Consider the following 23,466-nt stretch of genomic DNA (forward strand, 5'->3'; position numbering starts at 1 on the left):
TCTAGTAAATCAATCCTTCACTGAGCTCACAGCATACCTCTCCCTGCGGACTCAGTGAGGATTTCAGTAAAAATAAAATTTGTCTTTTCCAGTATCGTTGCACCTTTCCCTATTAGTTTTGTTGGCTATAATAGCTTAAAAGCAAATCCACCATTCTACCATAGCTTTTTTCTCCATCGCTAACTCCATTAGCTTTTAAATAGGTGTCGTTTACCTTACTGGAAATTTCATCAATTTTACCCTCATGGCGCTTCCAAAAATCACTTCTAAAATTCATGTCCCTTAAAACTTCCTCTGAAAAATTTTCTCTTAAATCCTTTAATAGAGAATAATCCTCACCTGCTATAGAATTTCCTAAGTTGATAAGTGCAAGAAGATAGCCAGAATATTGAAAATCTGCATCAGGATGATTTATACAAACTAAATATGCAATAAAATTTGCTTCATCTTCACTAGCATAGCCTCTTTGATGTGCCATTTCATGAGCGGTAGTGAAGGGCAAAGTCATATTAGGAGCAGCTAGATTCACATTAGGTTCACCAGTAAAGGGAAAATATATCCCTGTAATTCCTGTGTAGATAAGAAGCTTTGAAGTTAAAATAGGTTTTGGCTTACCGTAATTTCCACTCAGAGAGGGATAAGTATGAGAAATATTTTCATATCCTATTTTTGCCCTTGAAAAAACATCCCTATAATCACCATTGGTGACCATAACACCTGTGGAATCTTCTTTAACCAATTTTCGCGTATCATTAGCTTTTTCTGCAAGGATCTTGTAAACCTGCGACAAATCATCTATAGAATACTTTTTAGTAGTTAACCCTATAGTATCTCCAATGGAAACTCTATTATAGTTTAAGCCCCATAACATTATAAATAAAAAATATATTATAGATAGTGAAACTCCGCAGTTTAGAGAAAAATTAATAAGGATTTTTTTCAAGGCTTTAGGATACTTAAAGGCTTTAATAATTGTATATCCTATATAAAAAATAACTAATAGGATTGCTCCATAGAAAACAATCTCATATATTGAAAAAGGAAAAATACTTGATATATGGCTGAGTACTTTAACTATTACTTTATTTATTTTTAAAGAATAATAGGATTCGGTAATAGTGGGATATAAGGAAGATATATAGTTTATAATAATTGCAAAAATAAATAAGGATAAAAGAATAAGCTTAGTTTTTAAATTTTTCATAATATACTCCATATAACTTATATTCTATAATAATTAAAAACTTCTAATTATTATAAGACAATTTTACTTTAATATAGTTAATATTGTCTAATAAAAATTAGAAGTCAAAACAGAGTGAAAAGTAATTTATTTCATAATTTCTAGCTATAAGTGATTATTCACTATATCTAATTATATCTATTAAAGACTCCTTTTTAAACATTTTATTTATTACTTTTCCCAAAGATAGTTGAACTATCAGCATAACAGTTGCAAGAATTATAGCTGGAATTAATGGGAATTTATAAACTGCATAGGTAGCTCCACTATTATAGAAGGCTAAATAACCTAAATAACCAAAGGTGCCTCCTAGAACTAGAGAGGAAAATAATGTTACTAAAGTGTAGAACAGACCTTCTAGTTTTAACATCTTTAGAAGCTGAACATCAGTCATTCCTATAGCTTGAAGTGTACCAATTTCTTTTTTTCTTGAAATGATACTAGTAATTACTGTATTTATTAAGTTTATTAAGCTAATAACACCAAGTATAGCAACTAAACTGTAAGCCATGGAGTTTAAAGAGAAAAATGAATTTTTAGCTTGCTTTAATTCTTTTTCAAATGATGTATAGTTTAAATTTCTATAATTAGTGGAAAGTTCACTTAATATTTTTTCAACTTCTTCTTCTTTGCCATTGTTAACATCTATACTAATACCCATATTATAATTTAAATTTTCAGGATTTTTTAGAAGATCAATTGAGGTTATAAAATCTCCACCATAATGCAAATCAGTTACAGCTTGAACTTTTACTTTTTTAGTTTTTACACTGTTTCCATCATTAAAAGTAAGGGTAACCATATCTCCAGCATGAATGTCAAACCAATAAGGAATATTACTTGTTGCAATTACTTCTTCGCCACTTTTAACTTTTTCTAAATCTAGTTTACCTTCTAATAATCTTAAATCTAAAGCTTTAAGCATATCATCAGTATAACCAGCAAGCTCAATTTCTGAATCCTTAGAATCAGGATATTCTTTTGCATGTTTTCCAGTACTAGGAATAGTACCCTTGAATTTTCTTATTTCATGTACATTCTTTACACCATCTATAGCTTTAATTGTATTTATAAAATTTTCGTTTAAAGGATTATTTTTAATAAACTCTCCATATTCTTTGTCAAAATCATAGCTAGAATATTTCATTCTGAATTGAAAATCTCCAGCCATACCTTGTCTCACATAGTTTTTTGTATCTACACTTGAAAAGACAGAGGTAGCTGTCATGATTAATATTCCACTTAAGCTAAGGGATAATAAAGTAAGAAAGGTACGACGTTTATTTCTAGCAAAATTTGCCTTAGTTAGTTTCATAATATTTAAATCTATATAACCACTTCTAGTTTTTTTAGAAGATTCTTTATCGCTATTAGTATATCTAATGGCTTCTATAGGAGAAATTTTAGAAGCTATCTTCATAGGTTTAAGTAATGATAGATACATGGTAACTAAAGTAAGAAATGCAGCACCAATTAGTATAGGCAGGCTGACATAAGCTATAGGGGCTCCCCAAGCCGTAAATATATTACTTACTATAAGTTTACTCAATAAATAACCAGAGAGTATCCCAATAGGGATTGAAATCATTGATAAAATCATACCTTCTCTTAAAATTATAGCTTTAAGTTGTTTTTTTGTTGCACCAATAGCTTTAAGCTTTCCAAACTCTTTGATTTTATTGATTATTGAGATATAAAAAATATTATATATAACTAGGATTGAAGAAATCATAACTACTAAAGCAATAGTAGCAGCACCAATTATCGTTGAAGGATCAGGTCTTGTAAGGGAAAGATACATTGAATTGAATTGAATATTATCCTTAGGTATTTGAAAATCAGTAGCTATTTCTTCAAGTTTAGCTTCTATTTCACTAGCAGATAGCTTGTCTTCATTTTTAATTCTTACAGAAGCTTTAAGTCTAGAATCATAATTCTCTACAGATAGGAATTTTTTAGAGACTATGCCAACAGTGGCATTATTGCTTTCACTGGTTTCATTTTTAGATAAAATTCCACTTAAGATAAATTCTTTTTCCATAAATTTTTTATTTATATCATTATAATTTAATTTGACTTTTTCGCCTATTTTATTCTTATAACCTAACTTATTTAAAATAAATTCATCTAATACAATTTCGTTTTCTTCACTAGGCATAGCACCTTCAATTAATTTCATATTAGAAAGAGTAAGAGCTGTTTCATCTATGTACATAAGAGTAAGCAAGGCATTATCAACCTCTTGTTTGCCTATGACAAAACTATTTTCGCCTACAGTTTCTATATCTTTATGCTGTTTTAATTTAGAAATATCTGCCTCTTCAAGTTTTCTATAATAGCCATGTGCATTTCCATAATTTTTAATTGCGTTATCTTTGGAATATCTAAAAGAGGTATAGGTTATTATTCCAATTGAACATAATAGACAAGTGGTTAAAGCAACAGTAATTATAATTAAGATGTTTTTTAATTTATTTTCCTTTAAGTTGCTTTTTACAATAGATTTAATCATGCTATTCATTTATAGCACCACCTTTTACCACCTTACCATCTTCTATTATAATTACTCTATCAGCCATCTGAGCAATTGTTTCATCATGAGTTATAACAACTAAGGTTTGAGAATACTTTTTAACCATGGCCTTTAAAAGGGACATAACTTCATCACTAGTTCTGGAATCTAGATTTCCAGTAGGTTCATCAGCAAGAATTATAGCTGGTTTTGCAGCTAGGGCTCTAGCTATGGCAACCCTTTGTTGCTGTCCTCCAGATAAGGTATTAGGTAAGCTTTCAATCTTATCTTCAAGTCCTAAAGTAGTTATAATTTCCTTGATAAAGTTCCTATCTACTTTTTTATTATCAAGGCCTAAGGGTAATACTATGTTTTCCCATACATTTAAACTAGATATAAGATTATAGTATTGAAATATAAAGCCTATCTTTCTTCTTCTAAAAATGCTTAGAGAATCATCACTTAAAGAAAAAATATCTTTATCATCTATAAATACCTTTCCATCTGTAGGTCTATCTAGACCACCTAACATATGTAATAGGGTGCTCTTACCTGAGCCAGACTTACCTACAATGGCAACAAACTCCCCATGATATATCTCCATGGAATTATTATCTATAGCTTTAACTATATTTTCATTTTCACCATAATATTTTTTAAGATCTTTAGTTTCTAATACTTTCATTTTGAATTACTCCTTTCATGAAGAGCTAAACAGAACGCTAAAGTTATTTACGTACTGCATCTCATACTTCTATAATAATAGAGGAGTATTTCATCTTAATTACAACCAGTCTCGCATTTTTGCAACAATAGAGAAAAAGTACTTCCTATATCAGTATTTGCAGTTGCAATTATATTTCCACCTTGTTCTTCTAATATCTTCCTAGTGAGATATAAGCCTACTCCTGAGCCTTCAATATCTTTTATAGTCTTATTTTCTCCTCTGTAAAATCTTTTGAATATATCATTTATTTCTTCTTTATTTATTCCTATACCGTTATCTTTTATATCTATTCTTAAATAGTTTATTGTAGAGGAAACAGCTACTACAATATTTCCATCCATAGGAGTATATTTAATAGCGTTATCTAAAACATTAAAAATACTCTCCTCTGTCCATTTTATATCATGATATATTTTTATATCTTCAAATTCTTCTAAGGATATGTTTATATTTTTGTCCATGGCCTTAACATAGGCACTATTTATTGCTTTTATAATAGTATTTTTTATGCTACTGTATTCTGGATTTATATTTATCAGGTTAGATTCTAATCTAGATATATTTACTAGTGCATCAATGAGATTATGGACCTTAGTAATAGAGGCTTCATTTTTTATTAAAAAATCAGCTCTTTCACCCTCTGAAATTCCGTTTTGAAGTAGAATAGAATTATACAAATTAAGAGAAGCTAAAGGGGTCTTTAATTGATGGGAAATATCTGTTACCAAGGATTTTAAATTTTCCTTTTCTAAAGTTAATTTATGAGATTCTATATCCCATTTTTTACCTAAATTGCTTAGTTTACATAATACATATGAAAATAAACCCTCATTTTCTATGGGATCGCAGATTTTATAATTATTATCCATGAAGTTATCTAGATAGTTTGATATTTTAAATAATAATGAAAGTATCCACTTAAAGAATTTATTTAATACTAAAAAATTTAGAGTTATTACTATAGTGGTGATTATGGCAAATACTTTAAAGGAATCATAAGCATGTTTACTAAAACTTTCATCCTGAAAAATGGAGCTTTCTTTATAACCAAATTTAGATAAAACTTCACTTCCTTTAGAAAGAGAAGCTTCATCTGCATTTTTTATAGCTTGCATTACAGACAGTTCTGCTTCAGGGTAATTATTTAGTATACATCCAACAATTCTTTGAGTTAATGCCATTTCCTCCTTATAAAGATTATTTAACTGTGCTATATGGAAGAGATTTAAAATAATACCTGAAATTAAAAAACACATACTTATTCCTAGAGTTATTTTATTTAACATAGGCTCTCGAGATATACTTTTAATCATTGTTTTACACATCCCTCTGTCCAAATATATCCTACACCTCTTATGTTTTTTATATACTTAGGATTTGCAGGGTCTTCCTCCACCTTTTCTCTCAATCTTCTTATGTTAACAGCAACAGCATTATCATAAACAAACTGACCCTCAGAATCCCATATAAATTCTAAAATTTGTTCTTTAGTTAAGATTTGTTTACTGTTTTCCATTAAGTATTTTAAAAGCTTGTATTCAATTTTACTTAAAATAATTTCTTCTCTATTTTTAATGATTTTCATATCTTCATAGGAGAAGATAACACTCTTACTAATTAAGTATTTAGAACTAGAACTATCGTCTATCCTTTTCAGAATTGCATTTACCTTTGATATGAAAATAATTAAGCTAAAAGGCTTGGTTATATAATCATCTGCACCTATATTATAACCATTTACTATATTAACCTCTTGGTCCAAAGCAGTTAAAAACATTATACGCACATCACTAGTTTTTCGGATTTCCTCACAAAAGCATAAGCCATCTCCATCTGGCAGATTTATGTCAGATATGATTAAGTGTATTATATTATTATAAAAAAATTCCGCTGCTTCTTTTATATTCATAGCTGGGAATACATTATAGCCTTCTTTTTTTAACATAAAACTTATGCCACTATTTAAGGATTCATCATCTTCTATTAACAATATATTTTTCATAAAAACCTCCAAGAAAATTTAACTTACTCTTTTTTCATTATAGTAAATAAAGTGAAAAAAAACCATGATCACTTAATATCTTAAAATATGGAATCAAGAAGATAACAATTGACCTAGGTCCAGAAGCTTTCTTTTTATAGCATAGCATTTTATAAGAGTATAATTTTACAAAGTCAAAGATAAAGTATAAAATGTAAGGAAAGAATTTTATAGGAGGCAGCTATGGATATAAAAAAAGAAAGTAAAGGTCTTATTATAAATACTTATAAGAACTTTAGATGCAATTTTAAATCAGTAATATTTTTTGAAATCTTATATAAATTGCTGGCCATATTTATTTTTATTCCTATAAACTACTTTATCTTAAATAAATTTATGGGAAATATAGGGGTATACAACATAACCAATAAGGATTTGCTGAAGTTTGGATTAACTATAGAAGGATTGATATATCTATCTTTTATAGTGTTAGTTTCCTTTATAGCAGTTTTTATAGAGATAGGAATTTTAACATATATGGCTAATAAGTCTCATAAACAACAAAGTGTAAGTCTATTAGAAGGAAGCCTTAATTCTATAAAAATATTGCCACAAAATATAGGTATACATATGGTGCTCTTGATAGCTATATCAGGGGTTATAGGACCATTGATGGGAATAGGATTATATAATTCACTAATTAAGAATCTTACAATTCCATCCTTTATAAAGATAGAACTTTTTAAATCTATAGGAGGAATAATAGTCTTTGGATTATTCAACTTGATAATTGTACTTTTACTTTTAAGATGGGTGTTATCAATACCTGCTATGGTAATTGAAAAAGTTAAATTAAAGGAAGCCTTTAAAAATAGTATTAAGATATATAAAAAAAGTAAATTTAAAATTTTGGCATATATAGTTTCATGGACAGTAATATACAATGCACTACAAGCCATATTAATGATGATATTTATGGGAGTTGGCACTATTATAATCTCAATATTAGGAGAGAATAGCATTATATCAGGTGGATTTACCTTAATATCGCTAATAGTATTTTTAGTGGGGTACAGTATTATCGCTATAATGACATTACCTATATTTATTTCTTTTTTAGTGGAATTATATTATACATATAGATGCTATGAGGTAGAGGAGAGAGTTTTTACTTCATTGTCTAATTATGAAGGGAAAAAAGCTTACAAATTTATTAGCAGAAATAGTAAAATATTTACCATAATAATAGGAGCCATTTTTGTAATTATGGTAGGTGCTATGGGAATATCAGCTGTATTTGATAGGGTAGTTGATAAAGATATAGCTATTACTGCACATAGAGGAAGTAGCTTAAGCGCACCTGAAAATAGCATATCTTCAATAAAAAATGCAATTCAGGAAGAAGCAGATTATGCAGAAATAGATGTAATGACAACCAAAGAAGATGAAGTGGTGTTATTTCATGACAGTACTTTAAAAAGAATAGATGGAACTAGTAGAAGTATAAAAGATATGACCTTAGAACAGGTTAAAGCTGTAGATAATGGCTCTTACTTTAGCAATGAATTTAAGGATGAAAAAATACCTACTCTAAGAGAAATACTGTCTTTAGCAAAAGGAAAGATAAAGTTAAATATTGAACTAAAGCCTATGAAAAAAGGAGATACTTTAGCAAAGCAGGTGATAAAACTAGTACATGAGTATGGAATGGAAGATGATATTGTAATATCCTCCTTAGATTATGAGAGCGTTCAACAAGTTAAGGAGATTAATCCTTTAATTGAAGTAGGATATATACTAACCTTTGGAATAGGAGACTTTACAAAATTAAATGTGGATTTTATATCTGTAGAATATCAAATGCTTAATAAACAATTAGTCTATGCTATGCATGCTTTAGGTAAAGAGGTACATGTATGGACTGTAAATGATAGCGAAAGAGCAGAGGATGCTATAAAGTTGGGAGCAGATAATATTATTACGGATTCTGTGGAGATTATTCAACAGGTTTCGGATAGTTTAAAGGCAAGAAAAGATGCTAATTACTTAACATGGTTTTATGAGGGTGTAAATTCAATAATAAAATATGTGAAGATATAAATACATAGTGTAAATTTAAAAAGAAGGTTTAAAATAACTATATACTAGTTAATAAATTTAATAAAAATAGTTGTGTAATAATTTATTACACAGCTATTTTTAGTTATAAAGTGTCAAACATAATTGTTGGAATATTCTTATTTACAAAGAAGCAGGAGTATGGTATATTCTAAAGTAAATGATAATCAATATCAATAATGGAATGTTTTAATATTAGTTAATATAGCTTGAAAGATAGTAAGGCTTTAATAAAAAAATATATATGAAAGGGGAAATATTATGAGTGTTCTAGTTGTGGGAGGAGATAGGCTAGGTAATATTACAGAGAAGTTATCAGAAAATGGATTTTCTGATATAAGACATATAAGTGGAAGAAAGAGCGGAGATAGAAACATAAAAATTTCTCAACATACAGATTTAGTAGTTATTTTAGTGGATTTTGTAGAGCATCAGCTTACGGAGATTATTAAAAAGGAATCTAAAAGACAGGGAATTAAAGTGGCTTTTTCTAAACGTTCATGGATACATATGGAAAATAAGATACAACAGTGTATTAAAGAGATTTCCAATGTTAATTAGGGAAATATTTAAGTTTAGAGAAAGACAAATCTATCATGATATAATTGAGAGCTTAGTTACTGCACTTGAAGCTAAGGATAGTTATACCAGTGGACATTCTGAGAGAGTGGCGTTTATGGCTCATGAATTTGGGAAAAAGCTTAAAATTAAGGGACATGAGCTTGAGAACATTCACATAGCAGCTCATCTTCATGATATAGGTAAGATAGGAGTGCCAGATGAGATATTAAATAAAAACGGAAAACTTTTGCCACATGAAATGGAGTATATAAAAATGCATCCTAAAATAGGCTTTGATATTTTAAGCAAGTCTAGTAAGTTAAAGGATATAAGTAAAATAGTTCTGCATCATCATGAGAGATGGGATGGAAAGGGATATCCAAGTGGATTAGTTCAAGATGACATTCCATTCGGTTCTAGGATAATCGCAATATGTGACTCCATTGATGCCATGGCGTCAGATAGACCCTATAGGGAAGCCATGAGCTTTGAAAGGTGTATGGAAGAAGTAATAATCAATAAAGGAATTATGTTTGATCCAGCACTAGTTAATTATATTGAAAATAATTCGGATTTTGCAAAAGAACTTTTAGAATTTAGAGGTTCATGATTGTAAGACTTTAAGATGTTTTGAGGAGAGAAAAGGCTCTTAACATTTATTGTAGATACAATTATGAACCTCAATTTGCATATTGAGAATAAAAGTTAATATATACATGATTTAGAATAGGCGAAGATTATCTAGAAAAAGCTATTATTTCTGTTTAAAATTATTGCATTCTACATAAATTTAATTAAGATTGATGATGACATTTAACTAAGTTTACTATAAAATTTATTATATAAGTCTAAACTATACATTTTACCATTTAATTTAGAATATACATTAAAAGTATATATTCAAAGTCTTTGTATACAAAAGTACTAACACAACGCCGTATAGAGGATTATGATAAACAATAATCCTCTATAATTTTCATGAGTTTTTGATAATGATTGTCAAGTGATCAATAAATTAATAGAGTTTATAAAGAATTGATTTTATTAAAATTAATAAGAAGTGATTAGAGAGGAAGATAATTAAATGAATAAAATAAAGAAGGTATTATATGTAGGTATAGGCTTGATAGCTTTTTTACTAGGAACCATAGGAGTAATAATTCCAGTGTTACCAACTACTCCATTTTTATTATTGGCATCTTTTTGCTTTGTTAAAGGGTCGGAAAGATTTGATTTTTGGTTTAGAGGAACTAAAATATATAAAAAGCACTTAGAGAGCTTCATAAGAGAAAAAGCCATGACGCTAAAGCGAAAAATAATTATTTTACTATTTGCTGATACAATGATAGCCATACCCTTAATACTTATAGATAATACTATAATGAGAATAGCACTAATAGGAGTTATATTATGTAAAGCATATTATTTCATATTTAAAATTAAAACTATAAAAGTAGAAAAGGTAGAGAAAGTAGAAGTGGTAAAAAACTAAGAATAGTAAGAATAAATAAGAGATTTATAATAGTTTTTATAGGGATATAGTAAGTATCCTTTTTTTATGGAATTTTTTATTAAGTTTATGAAACTTTTATATATAGCATGTACTAGAGCTCTTCATAAACTAGCCTTATTTCATGTTGGAGATAAAAGTAGTTTCTTATTAGATTTAGAAGATGAGAAAAGTAGCTTACCATAGTTTAAATAAAAATATTGTTTATTTAGGATTTGTTTTAATATAGTTCTGAAATCAACACTTGTTTAAAACAAAGCCTATTATTAAAATATATAGGTTTAAATTAAGTTTGTGAATTATACAAATGGTCATATTACAATCTATGTAGAACCATATTTTAGTACGATTTAGGAAATAAATAAAGTTTAATTGAATTTACAAAACTAAAGAGTATAATTATATTACCAGTGGCAATATAATTATATATGGGAATATATTTAATAGGAAGTGAAATATATGAAAAAAGGTATTACAAAAGAGCAAATAATTGAACAAACGCTTATTTTAATAAGGGATAAAGAGAATATAAGGAGTGTAAATCTTCGTGAAGTTGCACGTAATTTAGGTTGTTCACATACAAATTTATACAATTATTTTAGTTCCTTTGATGATTTATTGTGGATTACACATATAAAGGTACTTGAAATATTCTTACAGGAACTGAATGAAGAATTATTAAAGAGTGATGAAGATGAATTAAAATTAAAGTATTTTTTTACTCAATTTGTAGAGTTTCCTCTTCATAATAAAGGTTGGTTCCGACTAGCTTGGTTTGAAATACTAGAGGGGGAGCGTCCAGAAGAAGATAATATTGCAACTGTAAAGACAGTCGATGCGTTTGTAGATGTCATTGAGAATATATGGAATGGAATTTATGGTTTTGCACCTAATAAAAATAAAATTAGATATGCAATACATAATGTACATTGCTATATTCATGGTGAAGTCTCAATATATATTGCAAAAAGAGGTCTTATACAAGAAGAATTAGATTTTAAGGATTATGTTGTTACAGAGTCCATTAAGCTTATGAAACTTTTATTAAATTCGGAGGTATAGTTTTTATGAGTAATTATGATGAAGAATTAAAATATGAAAATTTATATCTTGATGATACCTTGTCACTGATAAAAAAGAATTTACAGCAGGAGTTAACTAAAGTAGCTAAAGAAAGAAAAGAATTAATTGATAAAAACAAATATATGTGGGAAAATACAGTGCATTTTATTGATGACGTTGATAGATTATCAGACATTAATCAGAATTTATCAATTATTCAGATTCAAGCCTCAACTTATGGAAAAATAGAAGAAAAAATATTTAAATATAATAAGATGTTAAATAAACCTTATTTTGCAAGAGTAGATTTTACAGAGCAAGGAGGTACTGAGGAGAAAATATATATTGGATTGTTTAATCTTATGGATGAGGATAATTATGAACCTTATGTTTATGATTGGCGATCACCTATTGCAAGTATATTTTATAGATATGAACTAGGCTCTGTAGTCTATGAAGCACCAGAGAGTGAAATAACTGGTGAAGTATCACTGAAAAGGCAATATGAAATTAAAAATGGTAAATTGAAATATTTTTTTGATTCAGGTTTAAATATTATTGATGATGTTTTAAAAAGTGTACTATCTAAAAATACATCATCAAAGATGAAAACTATTGTAGAAACTATTCAAAGGGAGCAAGATATAGCAATCCGTGATATTGAAAGTGAATTATTAATTGTACAAGGGGTGGCTGGAAGTGGTAAGACTTCAATAGCTCTGCATAGGGTAGCTTTTTTAATGTATCAAGGGCTTTTAACTAAACTTTATGCTAATAATATTGTGATTATCTCACCTAATGAATTATTTGGGAAATATATATCAGAGGTTCTTCCTGAGCTAGGGGAGGAGAATATTTCAAATATAACCTTTGAGAATATCTTCTCAGAGCTTTTCAATAGAGAAATATCCATAAAATCTAAGAATGAAACTTTAGAAGAAGTCATAACTTGTGAAAATAAAGTTGAGCAAAAGAGGATTAAGTCAACTATGGAATTTAAATGCTCTAAAGAATTTGTAACTATTCTTAATAGGTTTATAGATTATTTTGAGCATAGACTAATAGAGTTTAGAGATGTTTATTATAATGGGGAATATATTGCTCAGAGGCATTTGCTTAAGGTATTTCTATTAAAAGATAGTATAAATATTCCCATAGCAAAACGATTAAAAATAATTGAAGCTAGAATATTAGATGAGATAAATCCAATTAGAAAAAAAAGATTAGAAAAGCTACAGATTTTTGTAAGTAGATATCCCGAGCATCAATTTGAGATAAAATCTTTAGCAAGGCTTATTTCAATAAAGGAAAGTACTAAGTTACTTAAGGAAATTCGTAAGTTTACAGAAATTGATTATATGTACCTTTATAGAAAGTTATTAAAAGATAAAAAGTTATTTTATAGGCTTGCAGCAGGATTAAAACTTCCTAGTAATATTGAAGAAATATTAGATGATTTCAATAATATAAATGGAGAAGTTTTAAGATATGAAGATGCTCTAGGACTATTATATCTAAAGGCTAAGCTTACTGGATATGGCGGATACAAAGACATTAAGCAGGTAGTGGTGGATGAGGCTCAGGACTATTACCCAATTCATTTTGAAATATTAAAAGTATTATTTAGAAACTCAAGGTACACTATCTTAGGTGATATAAATCAAACTATAGAAAAGGATACAGATTCATCCCTTTATGATGATATTAAAAGCATATTAGATAAGAAGAGGACAGCAACAGTTACTATGACTAAAAGCTTTAGATGTTCATATGAAATAAGTTCTTTTAGTAATAATTTTCTTGAAGGTGGAAGTGAAATAGAATGCTTTGAAAGACATGAAGAGCCTCCAGTAATAATTTCTAAGGAGGGAATTGAAGAGCTAGATGATTCCATAATTGAAATCATAAATAACTATAAAAGCTTAGGTTATGAATCTATAGCAATCATATGTAAAAGCAGGTTGCAGAGTAATGAACTCTACGAAAGATTAAGGAACAGAATAGAGATTATATCTATTGATGATAATACTAAAGATACTATGAGTGGAGTTATGATAATTCCAATTTGTATGGCTAAAGGATTGGAGTTTGATGCAGTCATAGTCTACGGAACAGATAATTTAAATTATAAAACAAAGTATGATAAGAAACTTTTATATATAGCATGTACTAGAGCTCTTCATAAACTAGCTTTATTTCATGTTGGAGATAAAAGTAGTTTCTTATTAGATTTAGAAGATGATAAAAGTAGCTTAACATAGTTTAAATAAAAATGTTGTTTATACAAGGCTTTGTTTTAATATAGCTGTGAAATTAACACTCGTTTAAAACAAAGCCTTGTATAATAGCATGATTTTTATAAGAGTGATGGAATATCTTCTTTCTTTATAAGCCATTCCACTAAATATCCCATTAGAATGATTCCAGGAATATTAATAAGTAACCTTAAAATAGTAAAATCGAAACCTAAGGCAGATATCTCAAATAAGAGGGTAGTAATTTTTGTTACACACCAAGCATTCATAAATATTATTACATTACTAAATTTAACTCCCTTTTTAAGTAGCACTATGGTAAAGGGAAAAGCAGCGTACATAGGACCAGCAGCTAAGGAACCTATAAGCATAGCGAAAAATATCCCCACAGCTCCAGAGTTTGGTCCCATATATTTCATCATAGTTTCTCTAGGAATCCACATATCCATAAGTCCTAATAAAACCATAATAGGCGGTAGTACGGCTAGCATTTGAAGAAAACTTGAGCTAGCACTTTCTAATACGTCAAGACCTAAATCCAGATTAAAGATTAGTATACCTAAAGTTACTATAGCTGTATAAATAAAAAAAGCATATCTTTTACTTATTAACTTAATCATAAGAATACCATCACCTTTCCAATTACTAAGGCTACTAAGAAGGAAAATATAAAGGCAAGGAAATTTCTAAGAAAGGCAGCTTTTTTTCCAATATATTTACTCTCCAAAGGATAGGTGATTATGCCAACTAAAGTTAAGGTAGACACCAAGGCTCCCACCTGTGCATAACCAGCACCGCTTTTTAAAAGCATATCTGCTGTAGAAAATGCAACAAAGGTTGGCATCATAGTTATAGATCCTATTATTGAAGAAAACAACACTCCTAAAATTCCAGAATTAGGACCTATTATCCTTGATATAACCTCAGGCTTTAAAAGAGATAAAATAATTCCAATAACAAGAATAATGCCTAAAAATTGAGGCATTATGTTCTCAAAAGATTTTAATGACAACTTTAAGCCCTGTTTAGTACGAGATTTATCTTTTAGATATGAAATTAATAATAAAACTATAGCCAGACTATAGAGAATTAAACTAGTGATAAAATCACCTCCATAAAACAAATGATATTAATTTAAAATAGTTCTACTAATATAATATGAAAGAGAAGAGAAATGTGTATTTAGGTGTTCATAGATAGAAATAACCAGAGCTCTGTAGTATAATATGACAGGAAATAAGAATAAAGGATGGGTATGACATGAAAAAGGTTTTATCAACATTAATTGTATTAACTATGGGGTTAACTGTGATGTTAACTGGATGTGGAAGTAAAGGAGAGACACCTGATCAAGCTGTTACTAATGCTTTAAAGGCAGTAAAAACATTAGATAAAGAAAATATTGAAAAATATCTAAGCTATGATCAATTAACAAATTATACTGAAGATGAAGAGAATGCTTTGGAATCAGAGAAATTACTTAAACAGTTCTTTGCAAAATTAGACTATAAAATAGTATCTTCAAAGGTTGAAGAAAATAGTGCAACTGTTAAGACAGAAATTACAAATATAGATTTGAAAAATGTTATAGGAGAATATGTTAAGAGAGCTATGGCAATAGTATTTGAGAATGCTTTTAAACCTGAGGGTGAACAATTAACCGAGGAAGCAATTCAGGAGCAAGGAACTCAAATTCTTAACGATATACTAAAAGAAAGTCAGGATAAGACAGTGACAAATACTGTAGATATTAAACTTACTAAGAATGAAGATGGCTGGAAAATAACTATGGATGAAACTTTACAAAGTGCTTTAACTGGGGGACTTACAGATGCGATAAAGGACATGGGAAATATTGGTGAGTAGTATTTTTGTAGACAAGTAAAACAGTAGAAATAATTAAAATATATTAAGTTCATAATATTAATCTTAAAGTCACAATCACAGTAGTATTGTGACTTTAAATATTCTTATTAAAGATACATATTACTTAATAAAAGGTTTCTCCTAATTTATCTAAGTTAAGCACTGAGGTATCTTTTAAAATTTTACTTTACATGGTAAGATTTATTAAAAAGGGGTGTTATAGTTGTCAGATTTTGAAAAACAAATTATTGCTGAGCTATCCAAAGAATATGTGACCAAAACTTTTGATTTCAAAAATAATTCTCCAGAAGATTTAATAAAATATTACTTAGAAGTATCTGAAAAAATGTCAAAGGTTATTGAGGATAAAAATGTTGAACTTTCAGAGGAGTGTATAAAAATTCTTGAAAAAATCAACTTTTAATTTTATTAAGAGGTGGCTCTAAATACTAATGTATGCTAGTATTTAGAGCTGTTTTTTATAAATTTAAGATAAGATTTTAGTTTCTCAAGATCATTACTGCACAAGATTTCAAGGTTAAAATTTGACGTAGTAGATAGTTAAACTCAACAACTTAAGATTATTCATAAATTTATACTTATATTACAATATTTGAAAAATAACTTGAGGATAAAATATTTTATATTTTGTATTGAAGAGATTTATACAATTGAAGCTCAAATTCTTATGGACAAGTACATAGAAGTTGCAGAAGAGTCATTTGTTGTTTCTAAGAAGGTTTTTTTCAGTATTAGTGAGAAAGGTAATCCTCAGGGATTATTAGCTGTTTGTTATATGCAAACTAATTCATTTGATGACATTATTTTAAAGAAGAATAATGTAATTATTGTGCTAGATGGCTTAGAGATACCAGGAAATGTAGGAACTATTATGCGTTCTGCAGATGCCACAGACATAGATGCGGTGATAATTAACAATAGGAAGACAAGATTAAACCATCCAAAGCTAATCAGGAGTAGTATGGGAGCATGCTTTGGAATTAAAATAATAGATAGTAACTTTGAAGAAACAATAAAGTGGCTTAAAAAACATAAATTTAAGATTGTATTAGCAGATACAAGGGCGGATAAGGAATATTATGAGTTGAATTATCAGAATAGAGTTGCAGTTATAATGGGCAGTGAAAAGTATGGAATATCTAGAAAATGGTATGATACAGAGTATAGTGGAGTGTCTATACCTATGATAGGGCAATGTGATTCCTTAAATGTAGGCATTGCCACAACAATTATTCTATATGAGGCGGCTCTTAAGAATAAGGAAATATTAAAAAGATAATAGCGAATCTAAGGTGTATAACAAAGGGGAGTAAAATATTCAAGGGGCTGTCTCAAAATGGGTATCGTATACAAAAAATTTTGAAACGGCCCCTTTAATTTCTCATTTAGTAAATAGAAAAATACTTGTCCCAATAAGGAAACAATATTATTCCTATTTCATAGGATGTATTAGAGTATAATTACTCTAATTTTATAAAGGTTAAAGGTGCGTAGTGAATATGTATTATGATAATCGTAATTCATCATCAAAATTTAATTTATTAATCACATTATTGTTATTAATGAAATCAGATAAATGTCAATGCTCACCTCAATGTCCATGTCCAATATCAGGACCAACAGGACCAACGGGCCCAATAGGGCCAACAGGTCCAAGGGGACCACGGGGAATCCAAGGCCCAACAGGCCCAACAGGCCCACGAGGAGCAACAGGCCCAACAGGTCCAACAGGACCACGAGGAGCAACAGGAGCAACAGGAGCAACAGGCCCAACAGGCCCAACAGGACCACGAGGAGCAACAGGACCAACAGGCCCAACAGGTCCAACAGGACCACGAGGAGCAACAGGTCCAACAGGGCCAACAGGCCCAACAGGTCCACGAGGAGCAACAGGTCCAACAGGCCCAACAGGCCCAACAGGACCACGAGGAGCAACAGGACCAACAGGCCCAACAGGTCCAACAGGACCACGAGGAGCAACAGGTCCAACAGGCCCAACAGGTCCAACAGGACCACGAGGAGCAACAGGTCCAACAGGCCCAACAGGCCCACAGGGAGTACAAGGAATCCAAGGAGTACAAGGAATCCAAGGCCCAACAGGCCCAACAGGCCCACAAGGACCGCAAGGAATTCAAGGAGTACAAGGAATCCAAGGCCCAACAGGCCCAACAGGCCCACAAGGACCGCAAGGAATCCAAGGAGTACAAGGAATCCAAGGCCCAACAGGCCCAACAGGCCCACAAGGACCGCAAGGAATCCAAGGAGTACAAGGAATCCAAGGCCCAACAGGCCCAACAGGACCACAAGGACCGCAAGGAATCCAAGGAGTACAAGGAATCCAAGGTCCAACAGGCCCGACAGGTCCACAAGGACCTCAAGGAATCCAAGGACCACAGGGAATCCAAGGACCAACAGGACCACAAGGACCACAAGGAATCCAAGGAATTCAAGGGGCACAGGGAATCCAAGGCCCAACAGGCCCAACAGGCCCACAAGGACCACAAGGAATCCAAGGACCACAGGGAATCCAAGGACCAACAGGACCTCAAGGACCACAAGGAATCCAAGGAATTCAAGGAGCACAGGGAATCCAAGGGCCAACAGGACCGCAAGGACCGCAAGGAATCCAAGGAATTCAAGGACCACAGGGAACTCAAGGTCCAACTGGACCAACAGGCCCACAGGGAACTGCAGGAGTTAATTGTAATAGATATTGTTGCCAAAGATTATCAGAGTTCTTAATACTATTAATTAATGCTGTACCATCAATAATACCAGGACAAAATCCAAGAAGTTTTGATGCATCAGTATTGTTAAGAGGAGACAATGAAATAAATATTACAATTGATAGTACAGCTACAGTAATTAATGGAATATTTAGAGTTAGACAAGGTAATGAAAGTACTGAATACTACAATATAAATATTTGCAATATAGTATTTATTTTATTATTTGATAGCCCAGTAAATGGTGGAACAATTAATAATGGAACTATGAATGTAAATAGAAATCTTGTAGTTAATCTTCCAGATAATCCACCTCCAGCTGAGTGTGAAAATTTGATTGCTTTAAGGGATGCTTTAGAACTAGAAGGAAATAATGAACTTGAAATACAGGTTAGCGAGAATTCAATAAACAATCAAATAGTTACTAGTTTGTTTGATGGATTAGTTATATTTAACTTTAGAAGAGTAGTTCCATTATGTTATTTAGATGCATTTGTAAGAGAATAACTTTATAGAATAAATTTGTTTTGCCTGATATGGAAAACATATCAGGCAAAACAAAAATAATTAAAATTATACTTCAAACCATTATTAGTTATTAATGAATAATATACATTGATATGAAACACCAACCTTAAGATCATAATAATATTTTAACTACGTAAAATTAAGACATTAGACACATTTAGATGTGGCTAATGTCTTTTTTTATGACATTCTATTTTAAATATTTTTTTATTTTAAGAAAATTTGAGTTGCTGATTATTATAAAAGATTATTGTATTAGGAATTAAGGATTAAAATACAAGATAATTAATTAAAAAAAAGAAGAGGGTGTCTAAAAAATAAAATGATTGTAATTTTATAAATTATATTTGCAAATATCGATTGGTTAATAAGCAAAATTCTATTACTCGGGTAATAAATATTAATAGAATCTTGTTTTCTTGCAAAAATATATAATAAAATTACGACTCAAAATACTTTTTAGATAACCTCTTTTATATCATAAAAAACGAAGAAGGCATTATATATGAATAGAATATCAATATTGTCGATATAAACATAATTTTAAAAACTATAATTATTGGATAAATAAAGAAAAACGTATATCCGCAATATAGTCTATAGTGCAGTATATGATTTCAAATAGAGTGCTGTGATAAAAATATTCAAAATGCATTTTAAAAATATAAATAGTAATAAATGTGTATTTGCTATTGACTATTATATTTTTAGATTATATGAGCATACTATATATGTTCTAATAAAAAATTTAAAGAGGGAGGAATTTCAATGGGACATAATGAAGAGCATGAAGGAAAACGTTCAAATAGCAGTAGTTTTCTTGGTTGGATAGGAAGGCTAATATTAGTTGCAGTTATTTTAGGAATAACATCATTTTTAACACCAGGGTTTACTATTAATGGGCTATGGTCATTTTTACTAGCCGCGGTTATAATAACTGCATTAGACTATCTAGTAGAATCATTCATGGGAGTTGATGCATCCCCTATTGGAAAAGGTGTAAAAGGATTTATTATTGCTGTTGTAATAATATATTTAACACAATTTTTAGTTCCCAATATGAGTGTATCTATTATAGGAGCATTATTAGCAGCTCTAGTTATTGGAATCTTGGATGCGGTATTGCCTGGAAGGGTAATGTAGGAGTATAGTATTGTTTTAATAATTAACAAAATAAGAACTCTCAAATATGAGAGTTCTTTTATTTTCATAAAATTATCATATTAAAAAGGTAGCTTCACACAAAATAAGTGCAAAACTACCATATAATTAAATGCTATTAACTTACAAATATAGGTGCTTCAATTAAGGTTGCAAAAATAAACTGATGCACATGGTCATCAACACAAGTGGTGGTTCCAGATGCAAAGTGAACGTGTCTTCCTTCACCTACAGGTATTGCAGGGCCAGTAGTAACTTTTATTTCATGAAAGTGGTCAAAGAAGTCTGTTTTTGTTTTTATAAAGTGAACATGACTTTGACCAACAGGAATTGCTTCGCTACTAATTCCTGCGAAACGGTGGTTGTGAGCATCATCTGACTCAAGTTCAGCTAGTCTAGTACTACCTAAAAATTCATGAACGTGGAATTGTCTTACTTCAGGACAAGCCATAAGCTCTCCTCCTTTATTTTTGATAATATATAGTATAATATATAGTATTTAAAACAGACCAGAATGGTACAACTATATTATATGAAATGTCTTACATAGCTAAATATAGAATATATAGTTCAATACATTAGAAGATATACTTCATGAGCTATTAGAACTAAGTTATACACAACATATTGTGCATAATGTTGATAACTAATACTATATATAGATAAAGCTATGGAAGATTGGATAGATGTGAGGTTCATATCTAAGTTAGTAGCTTATCTGGTAGAAAATATGATAGAACTATTAACTAAAGAGAAAACTTAATTTCATATAAGGATATATAATAAAATATTTAGTATGTAAATCATTTAGTTTACATATTATTGTAAATATATTGAATTTATAGATAAAAGTGTGATAAAATTTTACTTAAGCATTATTCAAATATAAATTAAATAACTTAAGAAGCTTTTCTAAGTCAATTTAAGAAAATAAACAATAATGCAGATTTTAAAATTTTAATTTCTTTAAACCTAACGGCCCTATTGAGTTTGAATTCATAGGTTCTAAGAGTATTCTACCTTTAGATTATAGTAGATGTAATTTAAAGGTAGGATATTCTTAGATAGCCTATGAAAGGAGGAATTTGATATGAGGTTTGAAGGCAAGATAAACGAAGATGACCAAAATTGCATCAATTTAAGCTGGAGTAATGATAAACCTAAAAAGCATAAAAGGCGCAAAAAGTCAAATAAGCCTAGTAAGGTTCAGATTATCCTAATTATAATCTGTATACTAAGCTTAATGGTAGCGTTGAAGCTTACAGCCTCAAACGCAACTGTTCAAGAATTTGTAGTGAAGAGTTTGGCCGACATTATTCACTACACTCTTGGATTTTAGACACTACGGAAAAGGATAGGAGACTATCCTTTTTCAGATTTAACAAATATATATAATAATATTCAATATTATTAATTTCACTTAATAGGTTTAAATTTATGCCACTATAATATATTCTATATAAATGATTAATAAATGTCTACGAAAAATGATTAATTTAATAATTTATTATTAAATATATAGATTGTAATAATGAAACTACATAATACAAATAGGCTTAAATATAAAATTAATTAGAACTTCATATTATTCCTGTTCAACCGTTTCGAAAACTTGATTTACTAAGTCTCTATTCAAGTAAAAACCTAAAAGACAACAACTCGCTTCACTCGAACAAGTTGTCTTTCTTAACGATTTTTACTTTCATAGAAACTAAGTAAATCTAAGGTTCCTGCAAATGGTATTCACAGGAATAATATGAAGTTCAATTTAAATGGTTTATAAAAGAAAAGCCTATTTGCATAATGTAGAAACTTAATTACAACTTATATATTAAATATTAAAGATTAAAGTACGCATAAAAGAGAATAAGAAATAAAAGAAGTAATAAGGTTCGTAGTTAGAGCCCATTGCTTCTTTATATTGGGATTGATATTAATATATAGGCCATTTTGTAAATATATTTTGTCCCTTGAGGCCTTTTATTTCTTATTTAAACAAGGTTTTCCCAAAGGATTTTAAATCATGGCAGGCTTCAACTACTCTTTTTGACATACCTTGCTCACCAGCTTTTAAATAGGAGCGTGGATCATATTTTTTCTTATTTCCAACTTCTCCATCAATTTTTAAAATGCCATCATAATTTTTAAAGATATTATCTGCAATTGGCCTTGTGAAGGCATACTGAGTATCTGTATCTATATTCATTTTAATAACACCATATTCTAAAGTTTCTTCGATTTCTGATTTTTCAGAGCCTGAGCCACCATGAAAAACAAAATAGAATTTAGCGTCAGAACCATATACTTCTTTTAAAGATAATTGACCATTTAGTAGAATTTTAGGATTCAATTTTACATTACCTGGCTTATATACACCATGAACATTTCCAAAGGTAGCTGCAAACATAAAGATTCCATTTTCTACAGAGGTTAAAGCCTCATAAATTTTTAGCATATCTTCTGAAGTGGTGTATAGCTTTTCATTTGGAACTCCACTATTGTCTTCACCATCTTCTTCTCCACCAACAACTCCTGACTCTACCTCAAGAATGATTTCATTTTTAGCACAACGTATTAAAAGTTCTTTAGATATCTCTATGTTCTTTTCTAGAGAAATACTAGAGCCATCAAACATATGACTATTAAAAAGATTCTTTTCACCATTTTTGCGACGTCTTTCTGTTTCTTCTATTAGTGGAATCAAAAAGCTATCTAATTTCTCTGCTTTACAGTGGTCAGTGTGTAAAGCAACATACACATTATATTTCTCAGCTAGCATGTGAACATGATTAACTAAACTAATAGCACCTAGTACACTATCTTTAATCATGGAACCAGATGCATGCTCTCCACCACCTATTGAAACTTGAATAATACCATCAGATTTTGCTTCAGCTAAACCCGCTAACACTGCATTTGCGGTCTCTAAGGAAGAAATATTAAAAGCAGGATAAGCATAATGATTTTTTGAGGCTTCTTCTAGCATGATTTTATATTGCTCATAATTAACTACTGGCATAGCTTTATCTCCTTACATTAATATATTTTACTAATAGTAGCCTATGAATTTATAATCTTAGGTTTATATTAGTAAGTTAACTCATATAATTAATTATACATTATAAAAGTATATGAATTATAAATATTTTAAATATTCAATAAATATTTACGGTAGATGTAGTTTACTTATATTAC

At 29.7% G+C, this 23,466-nt stretch carries 21 protein-coding genes; 12 read left to right on the top strand and 9 right to left on the bottom strand.

Annotated features, from left to right (window positions below):
* Window positions 1-112 precede the first annotated feature (112 nt).
* From ACI48Q_RS16150 to ACI48Q_RS16170, 5 genes are all read right to left on the bottom strand, one after another.
* Window positions 113-1,204 carry a DUF3810 domain-containing protein gene (locus tag ACI48Q_RS16150; protein WP_474920152.1) on the bottom strand — a complete coding sequence of 364 codons (1,092 nt, stop codon included), beginning with the start codon at window positions 1,202-1,204 and terminating at the stop codon, window positions 113-115.
* Between the two features lie 154 nt (window positions 1,205-1,358).
* Complete coding sequence (locus ACI48Q_RS16155; RefSeq protein WP_474920153.1) at window positions 1,359-3,764, bottom strand: ABC transporter permease; 2,406 nt, start codon at window positions 3,762-3,764, stop codon at window positions 1,359-1,361.
* Entirely contained in the window at window positions 3,757-4,440 is a 684-nt protein-coding gene (locus ACI48Q_RS16160) for an ABC transporter ATP-binding protein (protein WP_474920154.1), read from the bottom strand. Before ACI48Q_RS16160 ends, ACI48Q_RS16155 begins: the two co-directional genes overlap by 8 nt.
* 95 nt (window positions 4,441-4,535) lie before the next feature.
* On the bottom strand, window positions 4,536-5,795 hold the full coding sequence (locus tag ACI48Q_RS16165; RefSeq protein ID WP_474920155.1) for a sensor histidine kinase: 1,260 nt from the start codon (window positions 5,793-5,795) through the stop codon (window positions 4,536-4,538).
* Entirely contained in the window at window positions 5,792-6,484 is a 693-nt protein-coding gene (locus tag ACI48Q_RS16170) for a response regulator transcription factor (protein ID WP_474920156.1), read from the bottom strand. Before ACI48Q_RS16170 ends, ACI48Q_RS16165 begins: the two co-directional genes overlap by 4 nt.
* Before the next feature lie 222 nt (window positions 6,485-6,706).
* Between ACI48Q_RS16170 and ACI48Q_RS16175 the strand changes: the two genes are divergently transcribed.
* The 6 genes from ACI48Q_RS16175 to ACI48Q_RS16200 all read left to right on the top strand — a co-directional run bounded on the left by ACI48Q_RS16175 (window position 6,707) and on the right by ACI48Q_RS16200 (window position 13,975).
* Window positions 6,707-8,563 (top strand): glycerophosphoryl diester phosphodiesterase membrane domain-containing protein, encoded by a 1,857-nt coding sequence (locus ACI48Q_RS16175; protein ID WP_474920157.1) that lies wholly within the window; start codon window positions 6,707-6,709, stop codon window positions 8,561-8,563.
* 279 nt (window positions 8,564-8,842) lie between these two features.
* Complete coding sequence (locus ACI48Q_RS16180; RefSeq protein ID WP_474920158.1) at window positions 8,843-9,142, top strand: DUF2325 domain-containing protein; 300 nt, start codon at window positions 8,843-8,845, stop codon at window positions 9,140-9,142.
* The gene (locus tag ACI48Q_RS16185; RefSeq protein ID WP_474920159.1) at window positions 9,132-9,752 is read left to right on the top strand and encodes an HD-GYP domain-containing protein; all 621 of its coding nucleotides are present in this window, start codon (window positions 9,132-9,134) and stop codon (window positions 9,750-9,752) included. The genes ACI48Q_RS16180 and ACI48Q_RS16185 overlap by 11 nt, the downstream gene beginning before the upstream one ends.
* A 474-nt stretch (window positions 9,753-10,226) precedes the next feature.
* The gene (locus ACI48Q_RS16190; protein ID WP_474920160.1) at window positions 10,227-10,634 is read left to right on the top strand and encodes a YbaN family protein; all 408 of its coding nucleotides are present in this window, start codon (window positions 10,227-10,229) and stop codon (window positions 10,632-10,634) included.
* 477 nt (window positions 10,635-11,111) lie between these two features.
* Window positions 11,112-11,714, top strand: a complete 603-nt coding sequence (locus ACI48Q_RS16195; protein WP_474920161.1) for a TetR/AcrR family transcriptional regulator — start codon at window positions 11,112-11,114, stop codon at window positions 11,712-11,714.
* Window positions 11,715-11,719: 5 nt separating this feature from the next.
* Complete coding sequence (locus ACI48Q_RS16200; RefSeq protein ID WP_474920162.1) at window positions 11,720-13,975, top strand: HelD family protein; 2,256 nt, start codon at window positions 11,720-11,722, stop codon at window positions 13,973-13,975.
* 95 nt (window positions 13,976-14,070) lie between these two features.
* Here ACI48Q_RS16200 and ACI48Q_RS16205 read toward each other — a convergent pair whose 3' ends face one another.
* Entirely contained in the window at window positions 14,071-14,589 is a 519-nt protein-coding gene (locus tag ACI48Q_RS16205; protein ID WP_474920163.1) for a permease, read from the bottom strand.
* On the bottom strand, window positions 14,586-15,071 hold the full coding sequence (locus tag ACI48Q_RS16210) for a permease (protein ID WP_474920191.1): 486 nt from the start codon (window positions 15,069-15,071) through the stop codon (window positions 14,586-14,588). Before ACI48Q_RS16210 ends, ACI48Q_RS16205 begins: the two co-directional genes overlap by 4 nt.
* Before the next feature lie 158 nt (window positions 15,072-15,229).
* Here ACI48Q_RS16210 and ACI48Q_RS16215 point away from each other — a divergent pair, with 158 nt between their 5' ends.
* The 5 genes from ACI48Q_RS16215 (at window position 15,230) to ACI48Q_RS16235 (ending at window position 20,253) form a co-directional block, all read left to right on the top strand.
* Complete coding sequence (locus ACI48Q_RS16215; RefSeq protein ID WP_474920164.1) at window positions 15,230-15,835, top strand: DUF5105 domain-containing protein; 606 nt, start codon at window positions 15,230-15,232, stop codon at window positions 15,833-15,835.
* 223 nt (window positions 15,836-16,058) lie between these two features.
* Complete coding sequence (locus ACI48Q_RS16220) at window positions 16,059-16,259, top strand: hypothetical protein (RefSeq protein ID WP_474920165.1); 201 nt, start codon at window positions 16,059-16,061, stop codon at window positions 16,257-16,259.
* Window positions 16,260-16,523: 264 nt separating this feature from the next.
* Window positions 16,524-17,135, top strand: a complete 612-nt coding sequence (locus tag ACI48Q_RS16225) for a TrmH family RNA methyltransferase (protein ID WP_474920167.1) — start codon at window positions 16,524-16,526, stop codon at window positions 17,133-17,135.
* Between the two features lie 220 nt (window positions 17,136-17,355).
* A complete protein-coding gene (locus ACI48Q_RS16230) occupies window positions 17,356-19,089 on the top strand; it encodes a hypothetical protein (protein WP_474920168.1) in 1,734 nt (577 codons plus the stop codon).
* Between the two features lie 789 nt (window positions 19,090-19,878).
* Entirely contained in the window at window positions 19,879-20,253 is a 375-nt protein-coding gene (locus tag ACI48Q_RS16235) for a phage holin family protein (RefSeq protein ID WP_474920169.1), read from the top strand.
* A gap of 136 nt (window positions 20,254-20,389) precedes the next feature.
* Here ACI48Q_RS16235 and ACI48Q_RS16240 read toward each other — a convergent pair whose 3' ends face one another.
* The gene (locus ACI48Q_RS16240) at window positions 20,390-20,722 is read right to left on the bottom strand and encodes a YmaF family protein (RefSeq protein WP_474920170.1); all 333 of its coding nucleotides are present in this window, start codon (window positions 20,720-20,722) and stop codon (window positions 20,390-20,392) included.
* Between the two features lie 639 nt (window positions 20,723-21,361).
* Between ACI48Q_RS16240 and ACI48Q_RS16245 the strand changes: the two genes are divergently transcribed.
* Window positions 21,362-21,610 carry a hypothetical protein gene (locus ACI48Q_RS16245; RefSeq protein ID WP_474920171.1) on the top strand — a complete coding sequence of 83 codons (249 nt, stop codon included), beginning with the start codon at window positions 21,362-21,364 and terminating at the stop codon, window positions 21,608-21,610.
* A gap of 648 nt (window positions 21,611-22,258) precedes the next feature.
* Here ACI48Q_RS16245 and fbaA read toward each other — a convergent pair.
* Window positions 22,259-23,290, bottom strand: coding sequence for a class II fructose-bisphosphate aldolase (gene fbaA / locus ACI48Q_RS16250; protein ID WP_474920172.1), 1,032 nt, complete (start codon window positions 23,288-23,290; stop codon window positions 22,259-22,261).
* Window positions 23,291-23,466 lie beyond the last annotated feature (176 nt).

The organism is Clostridium sp. LXY-7, assembly GCF_056172015.1.

Excerpts from the sequence above, each read along its gene's own strand:
- ACI48Q_RS16230 (WP_474920168.1), top strand. The coding sequence starts at position 17,356 with ATGTATTATGATAATCGTAATTCATCATCAAAATTTAATTTATTAATC.
- ACI48Q_RS16225 (WP_474920167.1), top strand. The coding sequence starts at position 16,524 with ATGGACAAGTACATAGAAGTTGCAGAAGAGTCATTTGTTGTTTCTAAG.
- ACI48Q_RS16185 (WP_474920159.1), top strand. The coding sequence starts at position 9,132 with ATGTTAATTAGGGAAATATTTAAGTTTAGAGAAAGACAAATCTATCAT.
- ACI48Q_RS16205 (WP_474920163.1), bottom strand. The coding sequence starts at position 14,589 with ATGATTAAGTTAATAAGTAAAAGATATGCTTTTTTTATTTATACAGCT.
- ACI48Q_RS16170 (WP_474920156.1), bottom strand. The coding sequence starts at position 6,484 with ATGAAAAATATATTGTTAATAGAAGATGATGAATCCTTAAATAGTGGC.
- ACI48Q_RS16175 (WP_474920157.1), top strand. The coding sequence starts at position 6,707 with ATGGATATAAAAAAAGAAAGTAAAGGTCTTATTATAAATACTTATAAG.
- ACI48Q_RS16240 (WP_474920170.1), bottom strand. The coding sequence starts at position 20,722 with ATGGCTTGTCCTGAAGTAAGACAATTCCACGTTCATGAATTTTTAGGT.
- ACI48Q_RS16190 (WP_474920160.1), top strand. The coding sequence starts at position 10,227 with ATGAATAAAATAAAGAAGGTATTATATGTAGGTATAGGCTTGATAGCT.
- ACI48Q_RS16245 (WP_474920171.1), top strand. The coding sequence starts at position 21,362 with ATGAGGTTTGAAGGCAAGATAAACGAAGATGACCAAAATTGCATCAAT.
- ACI48Q_RS16195 (WP_474920161.1), top strand. The coding sequence starts at position 11,112 with ATGAAAAAAGGTATTACAAAAGAGCAAATAATTGAACAAACGCTTATT.
- ACI48Q_RS16200 (WP_474920162.1), top strand. The coding sequence starts at position 11,720 with ATGAGTAATTATGATGAAGAATTAAAATATGAAAATTTATATCTTGAT.
- ACI48Q_RS16180 (WP_474920158.1), top strand. The coding sequence starts at position 8,843 with ATGAGTGTTCTAGTTGTGGGAGGAGATAGGCTAGGTAATATTACAGAG.
- ACI48Q_RS16235 (WP_474920169.1), top strand. The coding sequence starts at position 19,879 with ATGGGACATAATGAAGAGCATGAAGGAAAACGTTCAAATAGCAGTAGT.
- ACI48Q_RS16165 (WP_474920155.1), bottom strand. The coding sequence starts at position 5,795 with ATGATTAAAAGTATATCTCGAGAGCCTATGTTAAATAAAATAACTCTA.
- ACI48Q_RS16160 (WP_474920154.1), bottom strand. The coding sequence starts at position 4,440 with ATGAAAGTATTAGAAACTAAAGATCTTAAAAAATATTATGGTGAAAAT.
- ACI48Q_RS16215 (WP_474920164.1), top strand. The coding sequence starts at position 15,230 with ATGAAAAAGGTTTTATCAACATTAATTGTATTAACTATGGGGTTAACT.
- ACI48Q_RS16150 (WP_474920152.1), bottom strand. The coding sequence starts at position 1,204 with ATGAAAAATTTAAAAACTAAGCTTATTCTTTTATCCTTATTTATTTTT.
- fbaA (WP_474920172.1), bottom strand. The coding sequence starts at position 23,290 with ATGCCAGTAGTTAATTATGAGCAATATAAAATCATGCTAGAAGAAGCC.
- ACI48Q_RS16155 (WP_474920153.1), bottom strand. The coding sequence starts at position 3,764 with ATGAATAGCATGATTAAATCTATTGTAAAAAGCAACTTAAAGGAAAAT.